Genomic DNA, 20,054 nt, shown 5'->3' with positions numbered 1-20,054 from the left:
AAACCCTCCTTAGTCTCGAAGCGTACGTCCGGTCAGATTAAGGAACAATGTTTCCAGATCAGGCTCTTCGACTTGAAGGGACTGAATAGCTAAGTCATGTTTGTTACAGATAAAAAGCATATCCTGCATATCCTGCTGCGCCGAAGGCACTGTAATGGTAATGGTGTCGTCAACAACTTCCACATTCTTCACACGAGGATGAAGTTTCATCTCCTCAATGGCACCAGGATTAATGACCGAGGCAGTGAGTACGATTTTTTCCGTTGATGCTACGCGTTCTCTTAATTCCTTCTCGGTACCACAAGCGATGATATGTCCTTGATCCATAATGGCCACCCGGTGACTGATCGCAGCCACTTCTTCCATGTAATGACTTGTATAGATAATGGTAGATCCCATATTGTTCAGCGTTCGCACTGACTCCAAAATATGATTGCGAGATTGCGGATCTATGCCGACCGTCGGTTCATCCATAATAATGAGATCTGGTCGATGCATAATCGCACATGCAATGTTCAATCTACGTTTCATCCCACCCGAGAAAGTGGAGGGTACTTCTTTTGCTTTGTCCTGCAAACCTACAAATTCCAGCGACTCCTGTACCCTCTCCTTCAGTAACTTGCCGCGTAATCCATACAATCTAGCAAAGAAGGTGACGTTATCCGCCGCGGTCATCGTTTCATACAATGCCAGATCCTGTGGTACCAAACCGATCTTGCGCTTCACATCAAGTGGGTGTTCTTTAACCGAGATGCCATCCAGGCGAATTTCGCCCTGATCCATTTTTAGTAACCCAGCGATCATACTGATGGTTGTGCTTTTCCCCGCACCATTCGGACCTAATAATCCAAAAATCTCACCTTTATTCACGCTCAAATTCAGATGATCCACCGACAGTTTGTTGCCGTAACGTTTGACGACCTGATCGACTTCAAGTATTGGCATATCCCCACACTCCTTCTCCCGTTCTAGCTTCCTTCATCGGATGTTATAACTGTATTGTAGCGAATTGTTGCCTTGCGTGAAGGTACGAAAAGTCATATATCGAAGGTGACTTAAGTCATCTCCTGATCTAGAAGGTACGTATGATATAATTAGGGATGGATTACCAGGTAGGTACTTGTTTAAAAAAGTACAGAAAAATGTTCTCTCTATTGATACTCTTATCTCAAAATTAAAGGATGTCACGACATATGCCGATACGAGCACTTCAATACGGTCTTATTCTAGTTCCAGCGCTCTTGTACATCCTCGCACTACCGCAAGAACAAGATGGAATCTATACGCTTCATATTATTATTGCCATTGGGATCGCTGTGGGGAAAGATTTTACTCGTGCTGATCTACCAAGGCTATTGCTCCTGATCATTGAGATCTTATGGAACTGCTGGCTCATCACTCAATATGGCCCATTTATGCTGTTCCTTTCCATATCCATGCTCTATGTATACATTTATCGACTGGATGGAGCACGGCGGTGGTTGATACTCGGAGCACAGCTCATTGCCAGCAATATCGCGTTACATGAGTATTACACAACGTCTATGGGCTCGTCCCCTCTTCTGTTCTCATTTCAAACGAATACGGACTCCCCACTCTCTCCAGAAACTACAGGGTGGGTTACCGGCAATCTGCTGTTGGTTACCGTTGCAGTGATCTCCTGGCAAGGCTCAAGGACTGCAAGTAGCCGTGGACAGCTAGAACAGGTATATGACGAGCTTCGCAATAAACACTATGAGCTTCAAGATGCGCGTGCACAGATGGTACAATTCACGAAGCAACTGGAGGATGCCGCTCAAGCCGAAGAACGCACGCGAATTTCACGGCAGCTCCACGATGATATCGGGCACCGTTTGATTCGCACCAAGATGATGTCCGAAGCTGCGCTTCTGACCCTACCGTTGGATTCAGAACAAGGGACGGAAATGGTAAAGCAAATTCGGGATCAACTCGCGGCGAGTATGGATGATATGCGTACAACGCTTCATAAGCTGAAGCCCGAATCCTATCGACCGGATACATATGCGCTAGATCGTTTACTGGAAGAGGTGGGCCGTGAGACGGGTGTGAAGACAAGTTATCTGGAATTAGGGAATCCACACATCCTGTATCCCAGCATACAGATCGTTTTATACAAAAATGCCAAAGAGGCCATAACCAATGCGCTGCGACATGGGAATGCCAAAAGTATTCGAATCGAACTACAGTTCCGGGAAAATGAAATTCAATTGACCGTTAGTAACGACGGTCAGATCAATGCAGAATCTATTAGCGGAGCATCTACGGCGTTCACAGATGAAGCCGATAAGCACAATATGGGTCATCATACGAACCAATCAACACAAACACAGTCAACACAGGCAACAACGACTGCCGGACTAGGGATGGGACATGAAAGCATGCGTCTGCGCACACAACTGGTTGGCGGTGTATTGGAGGTTCAGTCCGCCTATCCCTACACCGTAATCACGCGTCTTCCCCTCCCACGCCAAGCTGATATGATCTGAAAAGGAAGTGATTGTTCCCATGATTAAACCAAAGCCAAACGAAAATAATCCAGCACCTCATTCTAAACCAACACACGCCTCGTCCATTCAGCTTATTCTTGTTGACGATGATCCCTTCATTCGCGAAAGTCTCAAAGTACTTATTGGTCTCGATCCTTCGATCACAGTGTCAGGAACAGCTGGAAACGGGCATGAGGTACTCGCTTTACTAGATTCAGGCATAGATGCAGACGTTATTCTTATGGATATTCGTATGCCCGAGTGCGACGGGGTCGAAGGTACGAAGGCCATTAAAACACGTTATCCCGACATCCGCATATTAATGCTGACAACATTCGACGATGATGAATATATCATTCAAGCTCTGCAAAACGGAGCAAGTGGTTATCTGCTCAAAAATGTGCCGCCTGATCGGATTATTCAAGGGATTAAGACCGTCCATAACGGGGACATGTTAATTCATCCCGATATTGCACGCAAACTCGCCGGGTTACTTCGCCCCGCACCCACCTCTTCTGCACATGATCCACTGGAATCCTCTGGACTAACACGAATGGAACTGTCTGTGGCACAGGCAATCTCAGAGGGTCTGTCCAACAAAGAAATTGCCGCCAAGCTGTTCCTAAGCGAAGGTACGGTCAAAAACTATGTGACAGATATTCTTGGCAAGCTTAGTCTACGCGACCGAACCCAAATTGCCATCTATATCTTGAAGAAATAAAAGAAGAAATAAAACGAATTAAACTACATTTATCTCAATAAGTGTGGCTTAAAGTAACAAAGAAGATGGATTTTCGAAACAAAATCAAAAAGGGTATTTCCACACCAGACCTATGCAGGCTGTGGAAATACCCTTTATTTGAATTACATCTCTACAGAACTAGATTCTCCTGTCGTAGGAGCAGGCAGAGCGAGAGGTGCCCCTTCGCTGCGCTGACCTTTTCGACGAGCGAAAATCTTAAGGCTTAGAATATGGAACAGAGAATGCTGCCGCAGCTGAACAGCCCAGGCCTCATGATTATCTGGAGCCATAATGATTCCAAGCTGATGATGCTCGCCTTCATAGATGGCACGTTGCATGAACTTGCTCTCTCCTTGGTGATTACGAACCTCCAGCTTACAGAAGGCTGAGTTCATACGCAAGGCACGGTGTAGTTCCTCAGGGGAATGAACCATAACCCCATTCGCCTTATAGATGGTCTCCCCTGCTTCAATACCGAGTTCAGCCGCTGGGCTATCCGGAATAACGCCGAGCACTTTCAGACCATGTTCAGGGTGTACGAACAATGGACTCCGATGTTGTTCTTCAAAACTGCTATACCATACCAACAATTCATGTCCAATAAACGCAGCCAAAGCTGCGACGACCATGAATGGTGACCACCATGCAGCCAGAAGGCTTAGTCCTAGAAGGCTTGTCCCGTAGATCAGAAGCCTTTTGGCAGAGATCTGCACTTTCTGTCCCGGCAGCATGCTCTGGGTCACTTCTCCAAATCCAAGCATGATCGGTAGAGCCGCCAGCATGTATCCATTCCCTGCGTTCATGAGCGGATTCCATGCAAGCTCTGCACCACTCCCCGTCACAGGTACAAGGATTAGCAGCGGAATAGGCCAAAAATGCAGCAACTGATACCCGCCGACCAGCTTGCCTCGTTTACCTTCAAAGAGTAATGGTGATGCCATTGCAACACCTTGCATTCTTAACAACATCGCTTCCCCAAGATGTAGAAGCGCAGCCAACACAAGGAGTGCAGGCATATCTAATGCTCTAATTGCATCAGTAGAACTCCCCAGCCATCCGGATGGTTGCCAGTTAGAAGCCAGATTCAAGCCAAACTGTACCACACCGAGTAATGCAGCCGCGTACGCGAAACATAAGTACCGAATCCGGAACAATGCTAAGAGTATAGTAGCTACCCATATGCATATTACACTACTCAGAGTAAGATGCGCTCCAAGGAACAACGAAACGATCGAGACGATCACACCGAGTAGAATCCCTCCAAGCACAGTTCGGATCGTCTGGGTTATTGAGCTTTGAAGGCGAACGTGGAACAACTTGCGCTCTTGTAACAATTGACGATGATAGACGAGTGCAACCAAAATTACCGCAATATAATAAAACGGCTGAATAAACAACTGCAACAATGCTTCCCCTAATGTAGTTAACCATGGCCAAGCCCATTCCATTGTGGACGGTCACTCCTCTCCTTCAGCCGGTTCAGAAAAAAAGAAGGCTGAAAATCAGCCTTCTTTATGGCTTCGACACAGCAGCCGAAATATCCTTCGAGACATTTTCGATCGCGCGCTTCAGCTGTGCATCATATTGAGGATTGGCAATGCGTTCAATCAGAGCCGCTTCTAGCGATTCGGCGGTTTTCTCATCAATCTCGCCTGTTGCCTGAATGCCTTTTTGTTTCTGGAATGCTTTGACCGCTTCTTCTGTCTTCTGGTCATAGTATCCATCCACACGATCTGGCTTGAAATCAAGTCCTCTCAGCATCGTCTGCGCACTTTTCACATCCGTGCTATTGCTGTCGTATTTGAGCGGTAATTTCTCTTTATTTATCGGCGCTACCGAGAAGTAATCCGGTTGATTCACCGCAATGTCCGGTTTGATGCCTTTTTCATGAATCCAATCTCCGTTCGGTGTGAGCCATTTTGCAATGGTGATCTTCAGCAAGCTGCCATCACCCATTTGCTTATCATAACTCGTCTGTACTGTACCTTTACCAAAGGAGTTCTCACCGATCAAAGTTGCGCCTGCGGATTGTTGCAATGCTCCAGCCAAGATCTCGGATGCACTTGCACTACCTTTGTTCATCAGGACAGTGATCGGATAAGATTTACCGGAGCCATTCGACTTACTTTGTTCCTTCTTACCGTTCTTGTCTTCAACCTGAACGATAACCTTATCTTTTGGAACAAACTGCTCGGCAATCTCAATCACGACTTGCAGCACACCGCCTGGATCATTTCGTACGTCAATGATCAGACCCTTCATGTTCTGCTTCTCAAGCTTAGCTAACTCTTCCTTGAAGCGTTCACCCGTATTTAATGAGAATTGTGTGATGGTGATAACCCCCACCCCATTATCCTCCATGTGGGCATAGATCGTCTCCAAATCAATGTCGTCCCGAACAATAACAAATTCAATCAGCTCGGTAGATCCGGCACGTTTAACCTGTACCTTCGCTTCACTACCTTTTGGGCCTCTGATTTTGTTAACGGCCTTATTTAGCTCTAGACCTTGCAACGTTTCACCGTTGACAGACATGATGATATCTTTTGCCCGAATACCAGCTTTCTCTGCGGGTGATCCCTTGATCGGAGATACAACAACCACGTTTCCATCCTGAGACGAAACCTCTGCACCAATACCAGTAAATGAACCCTCTATGGATTCCTCGAACTGAGCTGCTGTCTCCTGCCCCATATAATTGGAGTATGGATCTCCGAGCGATTCCATCATTCCGTTGATCGCACCATCGATCAGTTTGGTTCGATCCACGTCTTTATAATAGTTTTTGGAGATCAAATCCATCGCGGTTTCAATCTTCTTCAGCTCGTTCTTCTGCTGCGTATTACCTGTCACACTGGCTAACAGGCCTTCACCTGGTGTCGTTGGACTAGCCATACCGGGAAAACTCATTAACACCAATGTAAGTAAGCTTCCTCCGAGTAGTGCTCCAATGACAAGCAGCAGCGCCGATCTTTTTTTCATCATCCGTTTGTCACCGCCTTTAGTTATGAACCATTCTAAGTTCATGGATCATCGAAGTCCAATTCCTGAACATGCCAACTTAGTATATGTCTAGCTTGTACGGAATATGTTTATTCCATTCGGTCAATGCGTCACGTTATTACAAATAGTTCATCGGATTCACTGCCGTACCATTATCTCGTACTTCAAAGTGCAAGTGAGGTCCTGTCGAGTTCCCTGTATTTCCTGACTCTGCAATGACATCACCTTTGCTCACCGTGTCGCCCTTGCTCACTTTGAATCCACCTTCACGTAAGTGACCATAGAGTGTCCATAGTCCACCACCATGATCCACAATAACGGTATATCCATAACCACTGTACCATTCAGCCATAATAACGATTCCGCCAGAGGCTGCATGAACAGAAGTACCTACTGGAACAGCAAAATCCACACCATTATGCATTTTACCGACTACACCCGTAATTGGATGGGTACGAGGGCCAAACGGGGAGGAAATACGTCCTCCCGATACTGGTCTAGAGAAAATCCCGTTACCTGATGAGTACGTAACCTCACTGCTACTATCCATGCTAACTCTAGTTGGAGTCTTGGCTGCTGCTTTGGCTGCTGCTGCTGCACGAGCTGCAGCCTGTGCTTTAGCTTTGGCTGCAGCAGCGGCCTGCTCTTCGCGCAATTTATTTTTCTCCTGCAACAGAGCCGAACGTTTGCTAGCAATCTGCATCAGCACATCTTCCTGCTCTTGCGTTAATTCCTCAGACTCTTCAATTTTAGCATCATAGGAAGCCAAAAGCACTTGCTTCTCTTGCTCTTTCTCATTCAACTGCGATTTACGCTGTTTCTTCTGAGCATACAGGCTCTTAGCTTCAGCATATTGCTGATCCAATTCTGCCTTTTTGTCTACAACGAGCTGCTTGTCCTTCTTATGCTCATCCAGCAGATGCTGATCCTGATCCACGATCGTTTTCAGCGAGTCCGCACGGGTTAAGAAATCAGAGAAGCTTGTGGAAGACAATAAGACGTCCAGATAGGATACAGCACCATCGGTATACATCAAACGCACACGGGATTCCAGCAATTTCTCTCTGGCTACGATCCGTTCCTCTGCAGCTTGAAGATCCTTCTTCGTTGTACGTAGATCTTCTTCCGTATTCTCAATCTGCAGTGAGACGTTTGCGAGTTCATCACTAACGACATTAATCTGCTCCAGAACAACCTTCAGGTAAGCATTCGTTTTGTTCTTGTAATGCTGAGCTTCCTTTTTGTTGGCAGCGGCCTTCTTCTGCTCTTGCTTGGCTGTAGCTGCCTTGTTCTCTAGTTGTTGAATCTGCTGATCGATGTCACTGATACTACTCTTAGCATATCCGTCCGAAGGTTGAAACGTTAAGCTAGCTAACAATGTAAAAGCTAGCAGCGAAGCGGTTTTTTTCAAAATGTCGATCTCCCATCCTATGAATTCACAAGAAAGCAACCTGCACAGGCGGTGAACTAACATGTTCTCTGCTTTCTTTCATCTTAAGAAATTCGGTCTCTCCTACATATCGTCAAACAGCTCCAGTTTGTGAACCTGCTATGCCATTCTCGTTTGCGAACGTTCAACATTCTACGTAGATACGTAGTTTTAAACGTTAAGGGACTTACGGATGGACAGCGTACTGCCCAGTATGCCTACCAATACCCCTAGCCCGATCAATAAGGTTGCGAAGAGCACCCAGATATCTCCAAGCGGAACAAGGTTAAGCATCTGCATAAATACATCCTGACCAATGGTCGCCATAAGACGACTGTACCCAAAGAAGAGTACGGCTACTGTAACCGCTGAACCAATCAGTCCGATCAGCGCGCCTTCAATGAAGAACGGCCAACGAATGAACGTATTGGTTGCCCCAACCAGCTTCATGATGCCGATCTCTCGGCGACGGGCAAGAATCGTTACGCGAATCGTATTTGAGATCAGGAACATGGACATCAGACCCAGTCCCCCAACGAAGATAAATCCGATATTCCGAACCAGCTTCGTAAATTTGAACAATACTTCCACCGTTTCCTTGCCGTAATTCACTTTCATGATCGGTTTCTCCGGGTGTTTCTCGTTCAATGCTTCGATTTTTTGCGCTACAAAAGTAACGGTTTCCGGTTCAATGACCTCAACTTCAATGGTCTCCGGCAGCGGGTTATTATCCACATCGAAACCGCTCAGTACATTATCTGCGCTGTCTCCGAGACGTTCACGGAACTCTTTGAGTCCCTCTTCCTTGGAGACAAAGCGAATTTCACTTACTTCAGGCATGGCGCTGATTTCTTGTTGGAGTGTGTTACGTAATTGCTCGTCCACATTCAGTTCAAGAAACGTGCTGATCTCCACCTGACTGTCCACTTGGTTTGCCATAGAATTCACATTCAATACCAGTAGCATAAATACACCAAGAATAAGCAGTGATACGATGATGGACATGATGGAGGCCACAGACATCCAGCCGTTGCGGAATACGTTTTTGAATCCCTCCCGCAAATGGCGCAAGAGAGTACTAAAATTCATAACCGTATTCTCCTCTCATCTGATCCCGTACGATCTGTCCGCGTTCAATGGCAATAACCCGTTTACGCATCGTATTTACGATGTCTTTGTTATGGGTTGCCATGACAATTGTTGTTCCTCGGAAATTGATCTCATCCAGCAGTTGCATAATTCCCCATGACGTCTCTGGATCAAGGTTACCTGTAGGCTCGTCCGCGATAATAACCGACGGATTATTCACAATCGCCCGTGCGATGGCAATACGCTGCTGTTCCCCACCTGAGAGCTGCGAAGGCTCACGATTGGCTTTGCCACGCAGTCCCACCAGATCAAGCACTTCCATCACTCGTTTCTTGATATGACGCTTCGGTGCTTCAATAACTTCCATAGCAAAAGCAACATTCTCGAACGCCGTCATCCTAGGCAGCAGTCGGAAGTCCTGGAATACAACACCGATATTACGGCGTACATAAGGAATTTTCCGTGGTTTAAGCTTACCGATATTAAATCCGTTAATGGATATTTGTCCTTTAGTCGGAACTTCTTCTCTGTACATCAATTTCATAAATGTCGATTTGCCTGCGCCAGACGGACCGACGATATAGACAAATTCATTGCGGTCGATCTTCACCGACACCCCTTGTAAAGCGTGGGTCCCATTGGCATAGGTCTTCCACACGTCCTGCATTTCTATCACATCATCACTTCCTGCTCGCATAGTTAGCCATTATCATTTCGACACAATCCCGGCATTTCCTTTAAAAAGACCTGAATTTCATCAGGAGAAGTCCAGTTCGACCTTTTTTGATGGTGAAGCATGGATTCATATGAAGTTTATTGTAACAAATTTGTTACCTATTGAGTACCCGAAAGTTTTCCTACATTGGATCATATATATATAAAGTGTTACAAAGTGCGGAACAACAGAAGTAAAAAGGAGCGTACGGTTATGAAAAAAATACACGTGGCAGTCATTGCAATGTTCTCAATCCTCTTGTTCGGTTCCGCGTCCTATGGAATGATCTATATGTATGTGAACCAACCGTCGATACCCCAGAAGGTGCAGGTAGGCGGATGGCAAATCGGAGGAATGAATCGAGCGGAGGTCATGCTTGAACTGGACGAACGGTTACAACAGCTGGCAGAGTGGCCTGTCACTTTGGAACTGGACGAACCCACAGCGAAAACACTGACCTTTACAGCCGCGCAAACAGGCGCACATTACGATGCAGCCAGCTTCCGACTTGCCATGAAGCAACTGGAGGAAGGAAACCTGTGGGAACGTGCCTATGCACGGTATCATCTGGCCGAAGCTTTTCCACTGGAATTGACGTATGATGCAACTTCATTAAAAAAACAACTAAGCCCTGCTTGGGAAAAAGAAACCTTCGGCTCTCCTTCTAATGCTGTTCGGAGAATCACGCCTAATGACAAGGTTCAATATATCCCGGAGAAAGGTGTACGCCGCATCGCTTGGGATGAACTTATCCGTCAATTACAGGTCAAGCTACCTCATGATTTCAGCGCATTAGACTTGGAGGGCAAACCTGATTCGATCCGTATTCAGCTCCCACTGTATACGATGAAACCTGAAGTTACGGTGGACTCCTTGCGCTCAGAGGGCATTGAACGAAAAATCATTCAGTTCTCGACAGGGCTTGGCAATAGCAGTGAGGGTCGGGTACATAATGTGAGCGCAGCAGCCGAAGCCATTGACGGCATGATTCTGAAGCCAGGTGCCATTTTTGATTATGAGAAGATTGTTCAAAAAGCCGAGAAGGAATTCGGCTTCCGTGAAGCTCCGGTCATTGTGAACGGACGACTAACGCCAGGAATTGGCGGAGGCATCTGCCAGGTATCCAGCACGATATATAATGCCGCCTTGCTCACAGGTCTTGATATCGTCGAACGTCGCAATCACTCCCTACCAGTCAAATATATACCGAAAGGGTTAGATGCCACCTTTGCTTCAGGAGCTATTAACTTCCGTTTCAAAAATAACACTGAAAAATCACTGCTTATTCATGCCGAAGTTAATAACCACAGGTTGGTCGTGAAGTTTTTTGGTACATTTCCGGAGAATGTCAGTTACGCCCTTGAATCTCGTACGATTGAAACGTTAAGTGTTCCAGTAAAATACGTATCCAGTAACGTTCTCCCCGATGGAGCTCAGCAGGTGTTGCAAAACGGGCAACCTGGATATATTGTTGAGACTGTACGGACAAAGCGGGTGGATGGGAAAGTCGTCGAATCCAAAACCATTTCAAGAGATACGTACAAAGCACAGAATCGCTTAATTGCTCGCCCGGGAAACAGTAGTGTACCTGATGAACAAGAACCTTCCATTGTTGAAGATGGCATCTCGGATACCAAACAGCCCTAAGTTCCAAGCTTGTTGTTATAACTTCTAATAGAAGAATATCAAAAAAAGACACACCTCTCGTCTCCCTTTCGGCTACGTGTGAAGTGTGTCTTTTCTTTTGCGATAGAATAGCTGTACCTTTCATTAGAACAATACGTAAGAGGTAGCAGCATTCTCTTCAGTTCACATCATTTAGTTACAAGTTAATGACCGCCTGTGTATTCGCTTTGCTCTTCACCCACAACCATCTTCTCATTGCCCATAAAGAACGATGCGATTAGAGCGAGCGCAGCCGGAATGGCAGCCCAAGCAAACAACTGTACAATAGATGAAGACAGCGCATGGGTAATGGCCTCCAAAATCTGTGGTGGAATCCCCTGTCTTAATTCCGGTGACAACAGTGCATGTGGATCTGTTAAATTCAGTCCGTCCGGTATGCCCCCACCGGTTGTTGCCTCTCCAGCACCCGCTCCGCCAGCTCCTGCCCCTGAGCCAAGTGCCTCGGTCATTTTACGCGTAAACACCTGACTCTGTACGATACCAAAGATCGTGATGCCCATCGTCATGCCGAGAGACCGCAAGAAGTTAAGCGTAGAACTAGCCGCTCCACGTCTACGTGGTTCAAATGCATTCATAGCCGCGTTGCTAAGCACCGAGAACGATGCACCCACTCCAAGCCCGACCATAACCATGAATATACGGATCGTCCAGAGCGATGATCCCTCATCCAGCGTTGTAAGTAATCCAAGTCCAAGCACGAGAAGTGCAAGTGTAGGGATCATAATATTACGGTACTTGATTTTGGTCATTAATACCCCGCCTAGAGAGGCCGTTACGACTGAACCAAGCATCATTGGCAGTAAAACTAGACCTGAGTTAGTCGCTTTACCACCCAGAACACCTTGAATGAAAATCGGTATGTACACGGAAGCTGTAATAAACGCCGCTCCACTGAACATTGCGATTACGTTGCTGGACCAATACACCCGATTGCGGAACATATTAAAGGAAATAATCGGTTCCTTAGCTCGCGTCTCTGCATAGAGGAACAACAGAGCGAGTACGATAAATCCGACGAACAAGCCGATAATCTGTCCTGAATTCCAAGCATACGTCTTGCCGCCTAGTTCCAAACCGAAGATCAGACAGACCACTGCGCCAATAAGTGTTACAGCACCTAGCCAGTCAATCTGCTGGGATTGATGTTGGTGTGATTCCTTATAGCAAATAGTAATAAACAGAAACGCAATTAAACCGAGTGGCAGGTTGATATAGAATACCCACTCCCATGTCGCGTACTCCGTAAGATAAGCACCAAGCAACGGGCCAAATACACTGGATAGACCAAATACCGCACCAAACAATCCACCCAGCTTGCCCCGTGCCTCTGGAGCAACCACGTCAAACATAATCGTAAACGCAATGGGTACCAGTGCACCTGCACCAATCCCTTGAATTGCTCTGTACATCGTTAATTCCACGATAGATGTCGCTGTTCCGCACAACGCCGAACCAAGCATGAATACAATAATGCCAAATACAAAGAATTTCTTCCGTCCGTACATATCCGACAGTTTACCGAAGATCGGCATTCCCGCCATCTCCGCAACCATGTATGCAGAGGTCACCCAAACAAACTTGTCGAGTCCGCCGAGCTTGCCGACGATATCACCCATCGCAGTAGCCACAATGGTGTTATCCATTGAAGCCATAAGTATGCTAAGCAGTAGCCCTGCCAGCACAAATCCTATTTTGTTTTTACTTGCAGCCATCGTTCTTAATCTCTCCATTCACGATCTATTCATATGACTGCATTAGTATATCCGAAATGTTGCAATCATTAATCAGTCCAAGGACCGATTGCTTTACGCCAAAACAATCTATCGTGAACGAGCCATTCGCATCCGTTTTCGCATCAGATTTGTTCAATGCGACCTATTCTCGCTTCTGGATCTACCGACAGGTCACCCGAATACTCGACCAGCCTAATGTTACAGCCACGCCCAATATGAACTCGTGTACCTCGAACGGTATCGGCTTCTGTATCTTCAAGCATGATCTCATCTCCCTCAATCAGTTCTGCTCGAAAAGAAGGAGCCCCGCCCAAACCAAGTGCTTTCCAGAATCCACTGCGCTCTCTACGCCGAATATCAATCCGTTCACCGCCAACTTCCCTAGCCGAAGAAGACGTATATAGACGTATCTCCACGGTGTCTGCGTTCAACAGCCCCCCTACTTTGAGGTTGCCTTGAACACTAATCGACTCGCCCTGCACATCTCCATCAATCGTAGCCATCCCGCCGATATCGATGCGCTCACTGTCTACTCTTCCGCGTACGTTGCATTTCCCGTTCACCGTCAACTCCGGTGTAGCTAATGCACCATTAATCGTTGTCATGCCATCCACACGCACACGAGAACTAACTAGCGGGCCGTTAATCGTACACATGCCATTGACCGTTGTCGTCTCCGCCCGAGCCGGGCCATGAACGCCCATTGTTCCATTTACATCCAGTGAAGTAGTCTGCAGTTCTCCTTCCACTTTAGCCATACCATTCACGGTTACACTCTCGGTGTACAACGCACCATAGATTTTCAGTGTTCCATTTACATTGAGCGAAGTACAATCCAGGTCTCCATCCAATTTGGCCATGCCATCAATATTCACTCGGTTATAGTGCCCACCTGTCGTTTTGCGAGACCCCGTTACATTCAAGTCATTTCTCATGTGACGCTCTTCCATTCATTTCTCCCCCTTTTCAGACATTCCCTAATTTAAGTTTCAGTTCTTCCATGAACGTTGCCAGCGTAATTCTCAGCACCACTTTTACACCCTGATCAAAATAAAGCTCCGCTCCTGCGCCAACCAGCATAAACGTCGGTACACCCATTTTGCGAATAAGCAACAACTCACTTGCTCTGTCTCTGAAACGGTAATAATGATCTGACATCACTTCGATCAATAACGAACCTTCCTGTCTTGTGATATCTCCACTCATTAGTAACCTTTCAAGTACATAGAGCATCATGATCTGCTCCAGACCATACAGTGATTGCTCTCGACCAGCTTCCGTCAACAATTCAAGAGATGCTAATGAAACAATGTTTCGATCTAGTAATTGCTGAGCAGACATTTCAACTTCGCCTAATGATGGCGAGAACACATCTGCCAGCTCATCCAGCGACAATCCTTCCTTCATGTGGATAATCTTGTCGATCCGCGGCAAAATCTGCTGTTTTGGAAAAAAGGTCTCCTGTCCTGTATATGAAGACTTCCGGATGAACCATTCCTCCGGAATAAGATTTTTCCGTTTCCAGCGATAGAGCTGCCCATATGAAATGCCTGTCAGGTCTAGTAGTTCTTTTTTGGAGATCAAATCATCCGTCATCGTTGAACCCCCTTGTCATTAAAAGCAGTGTAACATAACATTGTTACGTTGTGAAGGGAGTTGTTTTCAACTGTGTATCATTCTCGTCATTGCATCGAAGAAGCTTTGGGTATAACCTGTGTAATAGATACTACGCTTCATTAGGAACTACTATCCCTCGGCTTCCAAACGGGAAAAATGGAACGGCTACATATCGGACTTATGAAAGGGGTTACTTTATCAGATGGCACTTATTAAATGTGATTTTTATTCGGACACACTTGGACTAAGCACGAGTATGCATGTTATTTTGCCACAACAGACGCATACTCAGATTGGCATGCAGAATGTGACAGGACAAGGATTACACCCTACCCTCTACTTGTTACACGGTCTTTCGGACGATGATTCCATCTGGCTACGTAGAACATCCATTGAACGTTATGTTGCTAACCTCGGTATTGCCGTTGTCATGCCACAGGTTCACCGTAGCTTCTACACAGACATGGCTGAGGGCGGATGTTATTGGACATTTATCAGCGAAGAACTGCCAACACTTGCCCGTTCATTCTTCCCACTATCCCATCAACGTGAGGACAACTTTGTTGCGGGTCTATCCATGGGTGGCTACGGTGCGTTCAAGCTCGCACTTCGTAAACCAGAGCAATATGCGGCCGCTGCTAGCTTATCGGGTGCACTCGACATGGTTGCTCACCTGAACAACACGGAAGGATCTGCATTGCAGCAGGCTGAGATGAAACGAATATTCGGTTCAAATATGGCGGGATCAGAGAACGATCTGCTTCATTTGCTTCAGGAAAGTCAACATATTCAAGGGGCAAAGCCATTGCTCTACCAGTGCTGTGGAACGGAAGACTTCCTCTATGAAGATAACCAGTCCTTCCGGCAAGCCTGCGAGCAGACGGACCTCAAACTGACGTACGAGGAAGAAGCGGGGGCACACGAATGGGGTTATTGGGATGCGAAGATTCAAGACGTATTAAAATGGCTTCCTTTGTCCAAACGAGACTAGCGGTTATGTGAGGTATGACGTACAAAGAATGTAATTGTGCTTTTTGAGAGGAAACGGGGAAAACATAGCTCTTGCAGGATCATCCCTTAAAGCCGCTATGTTCTCCTCTCATAATACGAAGTATTCATTCAATCGCTTGATCTGATTACACATGAAAAACTACTGTCACCTTGGCTCGCTTCCCCCCTCTGCCATCCCTTCCGTTGGCAATAGCGCCTTGATTCGGAATGCCATACGTAGACGCAACGTTTCTTCTGGATCTTTCAGACTGCGACCGATAATCTCCTCGCATTTCTCTAATCGATAAATCACTGTGTTGCGATGAATGTAAAGTCGTTTCGCTGTTTCAGCCAGATGACAATGCGTTTCCAGATAAACAGACAACGTATGAAGCAGCATATGATGATCCTTAATCGTCTCATCCTCGAATCCCTGCATCGTATCGGCATAGAATTTGTGTAGGTGCTCGTGAGGGATCATACGTAAAATCTCAGGGACTTCCTTCGGCTGATACATCTCGATAAAACGCATTTTGCCCGCAATTCCACCGAAGTATAGAGCTTCATTGGCCTCTTTATAAGAAACAGGGATCTGAGCAAGCGGCTGAGCATAGCTACTGAAGCCAAACGATAACTCCGATCCGTAATGGATAGCAATTTTACCCTGAAGACGCTCTAGCAGTGCGACAAAGATAGGTTTAACCGTCTTCCACTCCTCAACCAGCGGCATCAATAGAACGTAGGCGCGATCATGAGTGAACAAATGTAATGGATATCGAAAATGGGTCAGTTCCCCTTCAAGATGTTCGGCAATCCGATCCTGTTCAGCCTTATACTGCATGAATGAGGTGGTTCGATCTGTACCATCAAACTTACCTACAGCACATAGATAACGCTGGTCGCTGGACAGTCCAAATTCACGCCCCCGACTCGCAATTTCCTCACTACTAGAGAATGCTCCACCGATAAAATTAGCAAAAAATTCGTTCTGGATGCGGCGGCGATTCTGCTTGAGCGCATTATCCTTCATTAATTCAAACGCAATCACGTTAGTTGCCTGTTCTATAGTCAAAATATTCGAACGTTCAGACGGCGTAACTAAGCCTTCTATACAAAGAAAATGTAATTGTCTATGGGTATACACCGGAAACAATGTCAGTGTTTCTCGCTTCTCACTCAATAGAGAGAATGCTGAGAAAACGGATGGTGCTACGTGAAAATGCCCTCCGCCAGACAACAACGCTTCAATATGCGCTGCGGTGGTCGCGGAGAATCGACCATAGATGGGCTGAAGGTAAGGACCTAGCAGAAGAACCGGCAAGCGAAGTAAAGAGGACAACTGATCCAGCAACTTCGGGATGCCTTGGCCGCTCATAATCTGCTGGGTGAACTGTCGGTGAGTCTGTATGGCATTATGCAGCTCGGTCGTTTGTACATCGAGGATATGACTTAGTGATTTGTTAACAATATCGCCAAGTGAAGGATCGACAGGTAGCTCCATCAAAGGAAGATGCAGCTCGTTCGCTAGCTGAATTGCTGATTCAGGAATGTTGCCGAGGTAGCGTTTGCTTTTGATACCAAGCCCAGTACAGTCTTGGCGACTCATCTCCCCGATTAGTTCAAGCAGAGCTGGCAGGTCATCTTTAAAATGAAAAGCTGTCGTAATGAGTAGTTCATTCTTTTTCAAGTACGGTATGATATCCGGGGCATCCATCATATTGACTGTATGAACTTCCCTGTTCAAACCCGTTGCTCCTGCGACAATGATGGTTCCGTCAAACACCGGCAGCTTCAGTAGCTCATTCATTTTCATCCTTCTTGCGCCCCTTTGGTTAACATGTCCAATGAATCCTGTTATTCTTCTACATTTTCGTGAATGATTTCCCTTTTGTTTTATTCTACGATTAATTAAACACAATTCCAAGTTAATTAATATAACACCGGTTGGAAAGATTATGCTGCCGGAATGGGGGAGATTGCATTGATAATCAAACAACCGAAGCCGTCTGCCTTATCCGAGCAGGTCGAAAACATGATCGAATGGCTGGCTTCATATGGCAAAGATGAGCGAAATGGCGTGAGCCGTCTGCTCTATGACCCAGCTTGGATCGCAGCTCAACGAGCCATTGAAGCCAAAATGAACGACCTCGGGCTACAGGTGCATTACGATGATGTTGGTAACTTGTTCGGGCATGCCGCTGGACGTGACCCCGAGGCACGGGTTGTACTGACCGGATCTCATGTGGATACAGTTATAGGAGGCGGAAAATACGACGGAGCCTACGGAATCGTCGCTGCACTCATTGCCGTGGAACATTTGCTAACGCAATACGGTCAGCCGCTTAAACCCATTGAGGTTGTCTCACTCTGTGAAGAAGAGGGAAGCCGCTTCCCGATGACCTATTGGGGTTCAGGTAATATAACCGGCACCAAAAGCCGCAAAGCTATTCATAATTTAAAAGACGCGAGCGGTATGCTGTTTGAACAGGCGATGTACAATGTCGGGTTCGGATTAGGACAGCATCCACAACCTCAGCGAAGTGACCTTGAATGTTTTATTGAATTGCATATTGAGCAAGGCCAAGTATTGGAACGAGAGAAGAAATCAATCGGTGTTGTCAGTCATATCGTTGGACAACGCCGCTACGATATCACCGTGCATGGCGAGAGCAATCATGCGGGTACTACCCCAATGAAGTGGCGTCATGATGCCATGTTTACCACAGCTGAGTTGATTCGAATATTAATGCACCGAGCCAATTCACATGAAGACGGATTGGTAGCCACAGTTGGACGATTAGATGCCAAACCTAACGTCGGTAATGTCATTGCACGCGAGGTCACCTTCAGCCTAGATGTACGCCACAGTGACACAGAGACCATTCGAACATTTTGCGAGGAATGCTTCAATGAATTTGAGGCTGTCGCAGCCCAACACGGAACACGCATCGCTTACCATAAGTGGATGGATGAACCTCCAGTTGCAATGGATTCAGCACTGAACGCGGCGACTGAGAGCATTTTAAAGCGTGAAGGTATTTCATACCAAGTGATGACCAGTGGCGCGGGACATGATTCACAAGTATTCGGAACATATTGTCCGACAGCACTGTTATTTGTACCAAGCCGAGGCGGCATTAGCCACTCCCCCGCAGAGTTTACCGATACAGAAGATTTGCAGCGCGGCGTACGCTTGCTGATCGACCTACTACATCAATTGGCATATTAATATACATTCAGGAGGCGGTTACGAGATGACGAAGTACCGGGAAATCCATGCACCTTTGAGAACAATCATGACACCAGGGCCGGTCGAAGTAGATCCGAGAGTCCTGCGAGCAATGGCAACACCGATTCTGGGTCAATTCGATCCAGCGTTCACGCAAATGATGAACGAGACGATGGATATGTTAAGACAAACGTTTCAAACGAAGAACCAATGGGCTTTCCCGGTTGACGGCACTTCCCGTTCTGGACTGGAAGCAGTACTGTGCAGCCTAATTGAGTCTGGTGACAAAGTGCTCGTACCCATCTTTGGTCGTTTCGGTCATCTGCTGACAGAAATCGCCGAGCGCCACGGTGCCGAGCTGCATCTGATGGAATGTCCTTGGGGAGAAGTATTCGACCAGCAGGCTGTAATTGATGAGGTTAAACGGGTACAACCGAAAATTGTAGCCATTGTACACGGCGAAACTTCAACAGGCTGCATGCAGCCACTGGATCTAATTGGCCCAGCTTGCCGTGAGCTTGGTGTGCTGACAGTCGTGGACGCGGTTGCCTCCATTGGCGGTGCGCCAGTCAAAGTAGATGAATGGCAGCTTGATGCCGTTATCGGCGGCACACAAAAGTGCATATCCGTACCATCGGGTATGGCGCCAGTTACGTACAACGAGCGGGTAGAGCAGATTCTGGCAAGTCGGAAAAAGGTAGAGCGAGGCGTGGCACTAGACAGTGACCGCCGAGACGTTGCACACCCAATTCGCAGCAACTACTTTGATCTGAGTCAGCTGCAGGACTACTGGGGACCACGTCGTCTGAACCATCATACCGAAGCAACGTCGATGTTATACGCGTTACGCGAGGGGCTACGTATCCTGCTAGACGAAGGACTCGAAGAGCGCTTCGAGCGCCATAAGTTACATGAAAAAGCGCTAATGGCGGGCATCCGCGGCATGGGGCTAGAATTATTTAACGATGTCGCTTGGAAGCTACCTGTGGTAACTTGCGTGAAGATTCCACAAGGCGTCGATGGTGAATCTGTACGAAACATGCTACTTCATCAGTTCGGCATTGAGATTGCCAGCTCATTCGGCCCACTACATGGGCAGATCTGGCGAATCGGTACGATGGGTTATAGCTGCCGCAAGGAAAACGTACTATTCGTACTATCCGCACTGGAAGCCGTGCTCATCCGGCATAATGCTCCGATTGTCATCGGGCGCGGAGTACAAGAAGCACTTAACGTGTATGAGTAAAATACATCCAGGTGTATGAGTGAGTACATTCAAGGTCTGAAACTTTCATCTAGGGCAACACAGTTAGA

The 20,054-nt window shown here is 46.8% G+C and carries 16 protein-coding genes; 6 read left to right on the top strand and 10 right to left on the bottom strand.

Features of this window, described 5'->3' with window-relative positions:
- Positions 1-9 precede the first annotated feature (9 nt).
- The gene (locus J2T19_RS19475; protein WP_307218624.1) at positions 10-945 is read right to left on the bottom strand and encodes an ABC transporter ATP-binding protein; all 936 of its coding nucleotides are present in this window, start codon (positions 943-945) and stop codon (positions 10-12) included.
- 248 nt (positions 946-1,193) lie between these two features.
- On the opposite strand from J2T19_RS19475, the gene J2T19_RS19470 reads away from it, so the two are divergent.
- Positions 1,194-2,507, top strand: coding sequence for a sensor histidine kinase (locus J2T19_RS19470; protein WP_307218622.1), 1,314 nt, complete (start codon positions 1,194-1,196; stop codon positions 2,505-2,507).
- Between the two features lie 19 nt (positions 2,508-2,526).
- On the top strand, positions 2,527-3,228 hold the full coding sequence (locus J2T19_RS19465) for a response regulator (protein ID WP_307218620.1): 702 nt from the start codon (positions 2,527-2,529) through the stop codon (positions 3,226-3,228).
- A gap of 143 nt (positions 3,229-3,371) precedes the next feature.
- Here the strand turns inward: J2T19_RS19465 and J2T19_RS19460 are convergent, their stop codons facing one another.
- From J2T19_RS19460 to ftsE, 5 genes are all read right to left on the bottom strand, one after another.
- On the bottom strand, positions 3,372-4,697 hold the full coding sequence (locus J2T19_RS19460; protein ID WP_307218617.1) for a PDZ domain-containing protein: 1,326 nt from the start codon (positions 4,695-4,697) through the stop codon (positions 3,372-3,374).
- Between the two features lie 64 nt (positions 4,698-4,761).
- Positions 4,762-6,234 carry a S41 family peptidase gene (locus J2T19_RS19455; protein ID WP_128103717.1) on the bottom strand — a complete coding sequence of 491 codons (1,473 nt, stop codon included), beginning with the start codon at positions 6,232-6,234 and terminating at the stop codon, positions 4,762-4,764.
- 136 nt (positions 6,235-6,370) lie between these two features.
- Complete coding sequence (locus J2T19_RS19450) at positions 6,371-7,663, bottom strand: murein hydrolase activator EnvC family protein (RefSeq protein ID WP_307218614.1); 1,293 nt, start codon at positions 7,661-7,663, stop codon at positions 6,371-6,373.
- A 189-nt stretch (positions 7,664-7,852) separates the two neighbouring features.
- Positions 7,853-8,770, bottom strand: coding sequence for a permease-like cell division protein FtsX (gene ftsX, locus J2T19_RS19445; RefSeq protein WP_307218612.1), 918 nt, complete (start codon positions 8,768-8,770; stop codon positions 7,853-7,855).
- Positions 8,760-9,446 carry a cell division ATP-binding protein FtsE gene (gene ftsE, locus J2T19_RS19440; protein WP_307218610.1) on the bottom strand — a complete coding sequence of 229 codons (687 nt, stop codon included), beginning with the start codon at positions 9,444-9,446 and terminating at the stop codon, positions 8,760-8,762. The genes ftsX and ftsE overlap by 11 nt, the downstream gene beginning before the upstream one ends.
- A 252-nt stretch (positions 9,447-9,698) precedes the next feature.
- Here ftsE and J2T19_RS19435 point away from each other — a divergent pair, with 252 nt between their 5' ends.
- Complete coding sequence (locus J2T19_RS19435) at positions 9,699-11,132, top strand: VanW family protein (protein WP_307218608.1); 1,434 nt, start codon at positions 9,699-9,701, stop codon at positions 11,130-11,132.
- 182 nt (positions 11,133-11,314) lie between these two features.
- Here J2T19_RS19435 and J2T19_RS19430 read toward each other — a convergent pair whose 3' ends face one another.
- From J2T19_RS19430 to J2T19_RS19420, 3 genes are all read right to left on the bottom strand, one after another.
- On the bottom strand, positions 11,315-12,883 hold the full coding sequence (locus tag J2T19_RS19430) for an MDR family MFS transporter (protein ID WP_307218606.1): 1,569 nt from the start codon (positions 12,881-12,883) through the stop codon (positions 11,315-11,317).
- Between the two features lie 143 nt (positions 12,884-13,026).
- Complete coding sequence (locus J2T19_RS19425) at positions 13,027-13,854, bottom strand: polymer-forming cytoskeletal protein (protein WP_307218603.1); 828 nt, start codon at positions 13,852-13,854, stop codon at positions 13,027-13,029.
- Positions 13,855-13,870: 16 nt separating this feature from the next.
- Positions 13,871-14,500 (bottom strand): YhbD family protein, encoded by a 630-nt coding sequence (locus J2T19_RS19420; protein WP_307218601.1) that lies wholly within the window; start codon positions 14,498-14,500, stop codon positions 13,871-13,873.
- 223 nt (positions 14,501-14,723) lie between these two features.
- Here J2T19_RS19420 and J2T19_RS19415 point away from each other — a divergent pair, with 223 nt between their 5' ends.
- A complete protein-coding gene (locus J2T19_RS19415) occupies positions 14,724-15,512 on the top strand; it encodes an alpha/beta hydrolase (RefSeq protein ID WP_307218599.1) in 789 nt (262 codons plus the stop codon).
- A 165-nt stretch (positions 15,513-15,677) separates the two neighbouring features.
- Here J2T19_RS19415 and J2T19_RS19410 read toward each other — a convergent pair whose 3' ends face one another.
- Entirely contained in the window at positions 15,678-17,324 is a 1,647-nt protein-coding gene (locus J2T19_RS19410) for a PucR family transcriptional regulator (protein ID WP_307218597.1), read from the bottom strand.
- 168 nt (positions 17,325-17,492) lie between these two features.
- On the opposite strand from J2T19_RS19410, the gene allC reads away from it, so the two are divergent.
- Both allC and J2T19_RS19400 read left to right on the top strand, forming a co-directional pair.
- Entirely contained in the window at positions 17,493-18,740 is a 1,248-nt protein-coding gene (gene allC, locus J2T19_RS19405; RefSeq protein WP_370874903.1) for an allantoate deiminase, read from the top strand.
- Between the two features lie 25 nt (positions 18,741-18,765).
- Complete coding sequence (locus J2T19_RS19400) at positions 18,766-19,986, top strand: pyridoxal-phosphate-dependent aminotransferase family protein (RefSeq protein ID WP_307218595.1); 1,221 nt, start codon at positions 18,766-18,768, stop codon at positions 19,984-19,986.
- The last annotated feature ends 68 nt before the right edge of the window (positions 19,987-20,054 follow it).

This window comes from Paenibacillus tundrae, from assembly GCF_030812775.1.
Lineage (GTDB): Bacteria > Bacillota > Bacilli > Paenibacillales > Paenibacillaceae > Paenibacillus > Paenibacillus tundrae_A.
The sequence above is the reverse complement of the archived record's forward strand: the minus strand, read 5'-3'. Positions and strand labels throughout refer to the sequence as shown.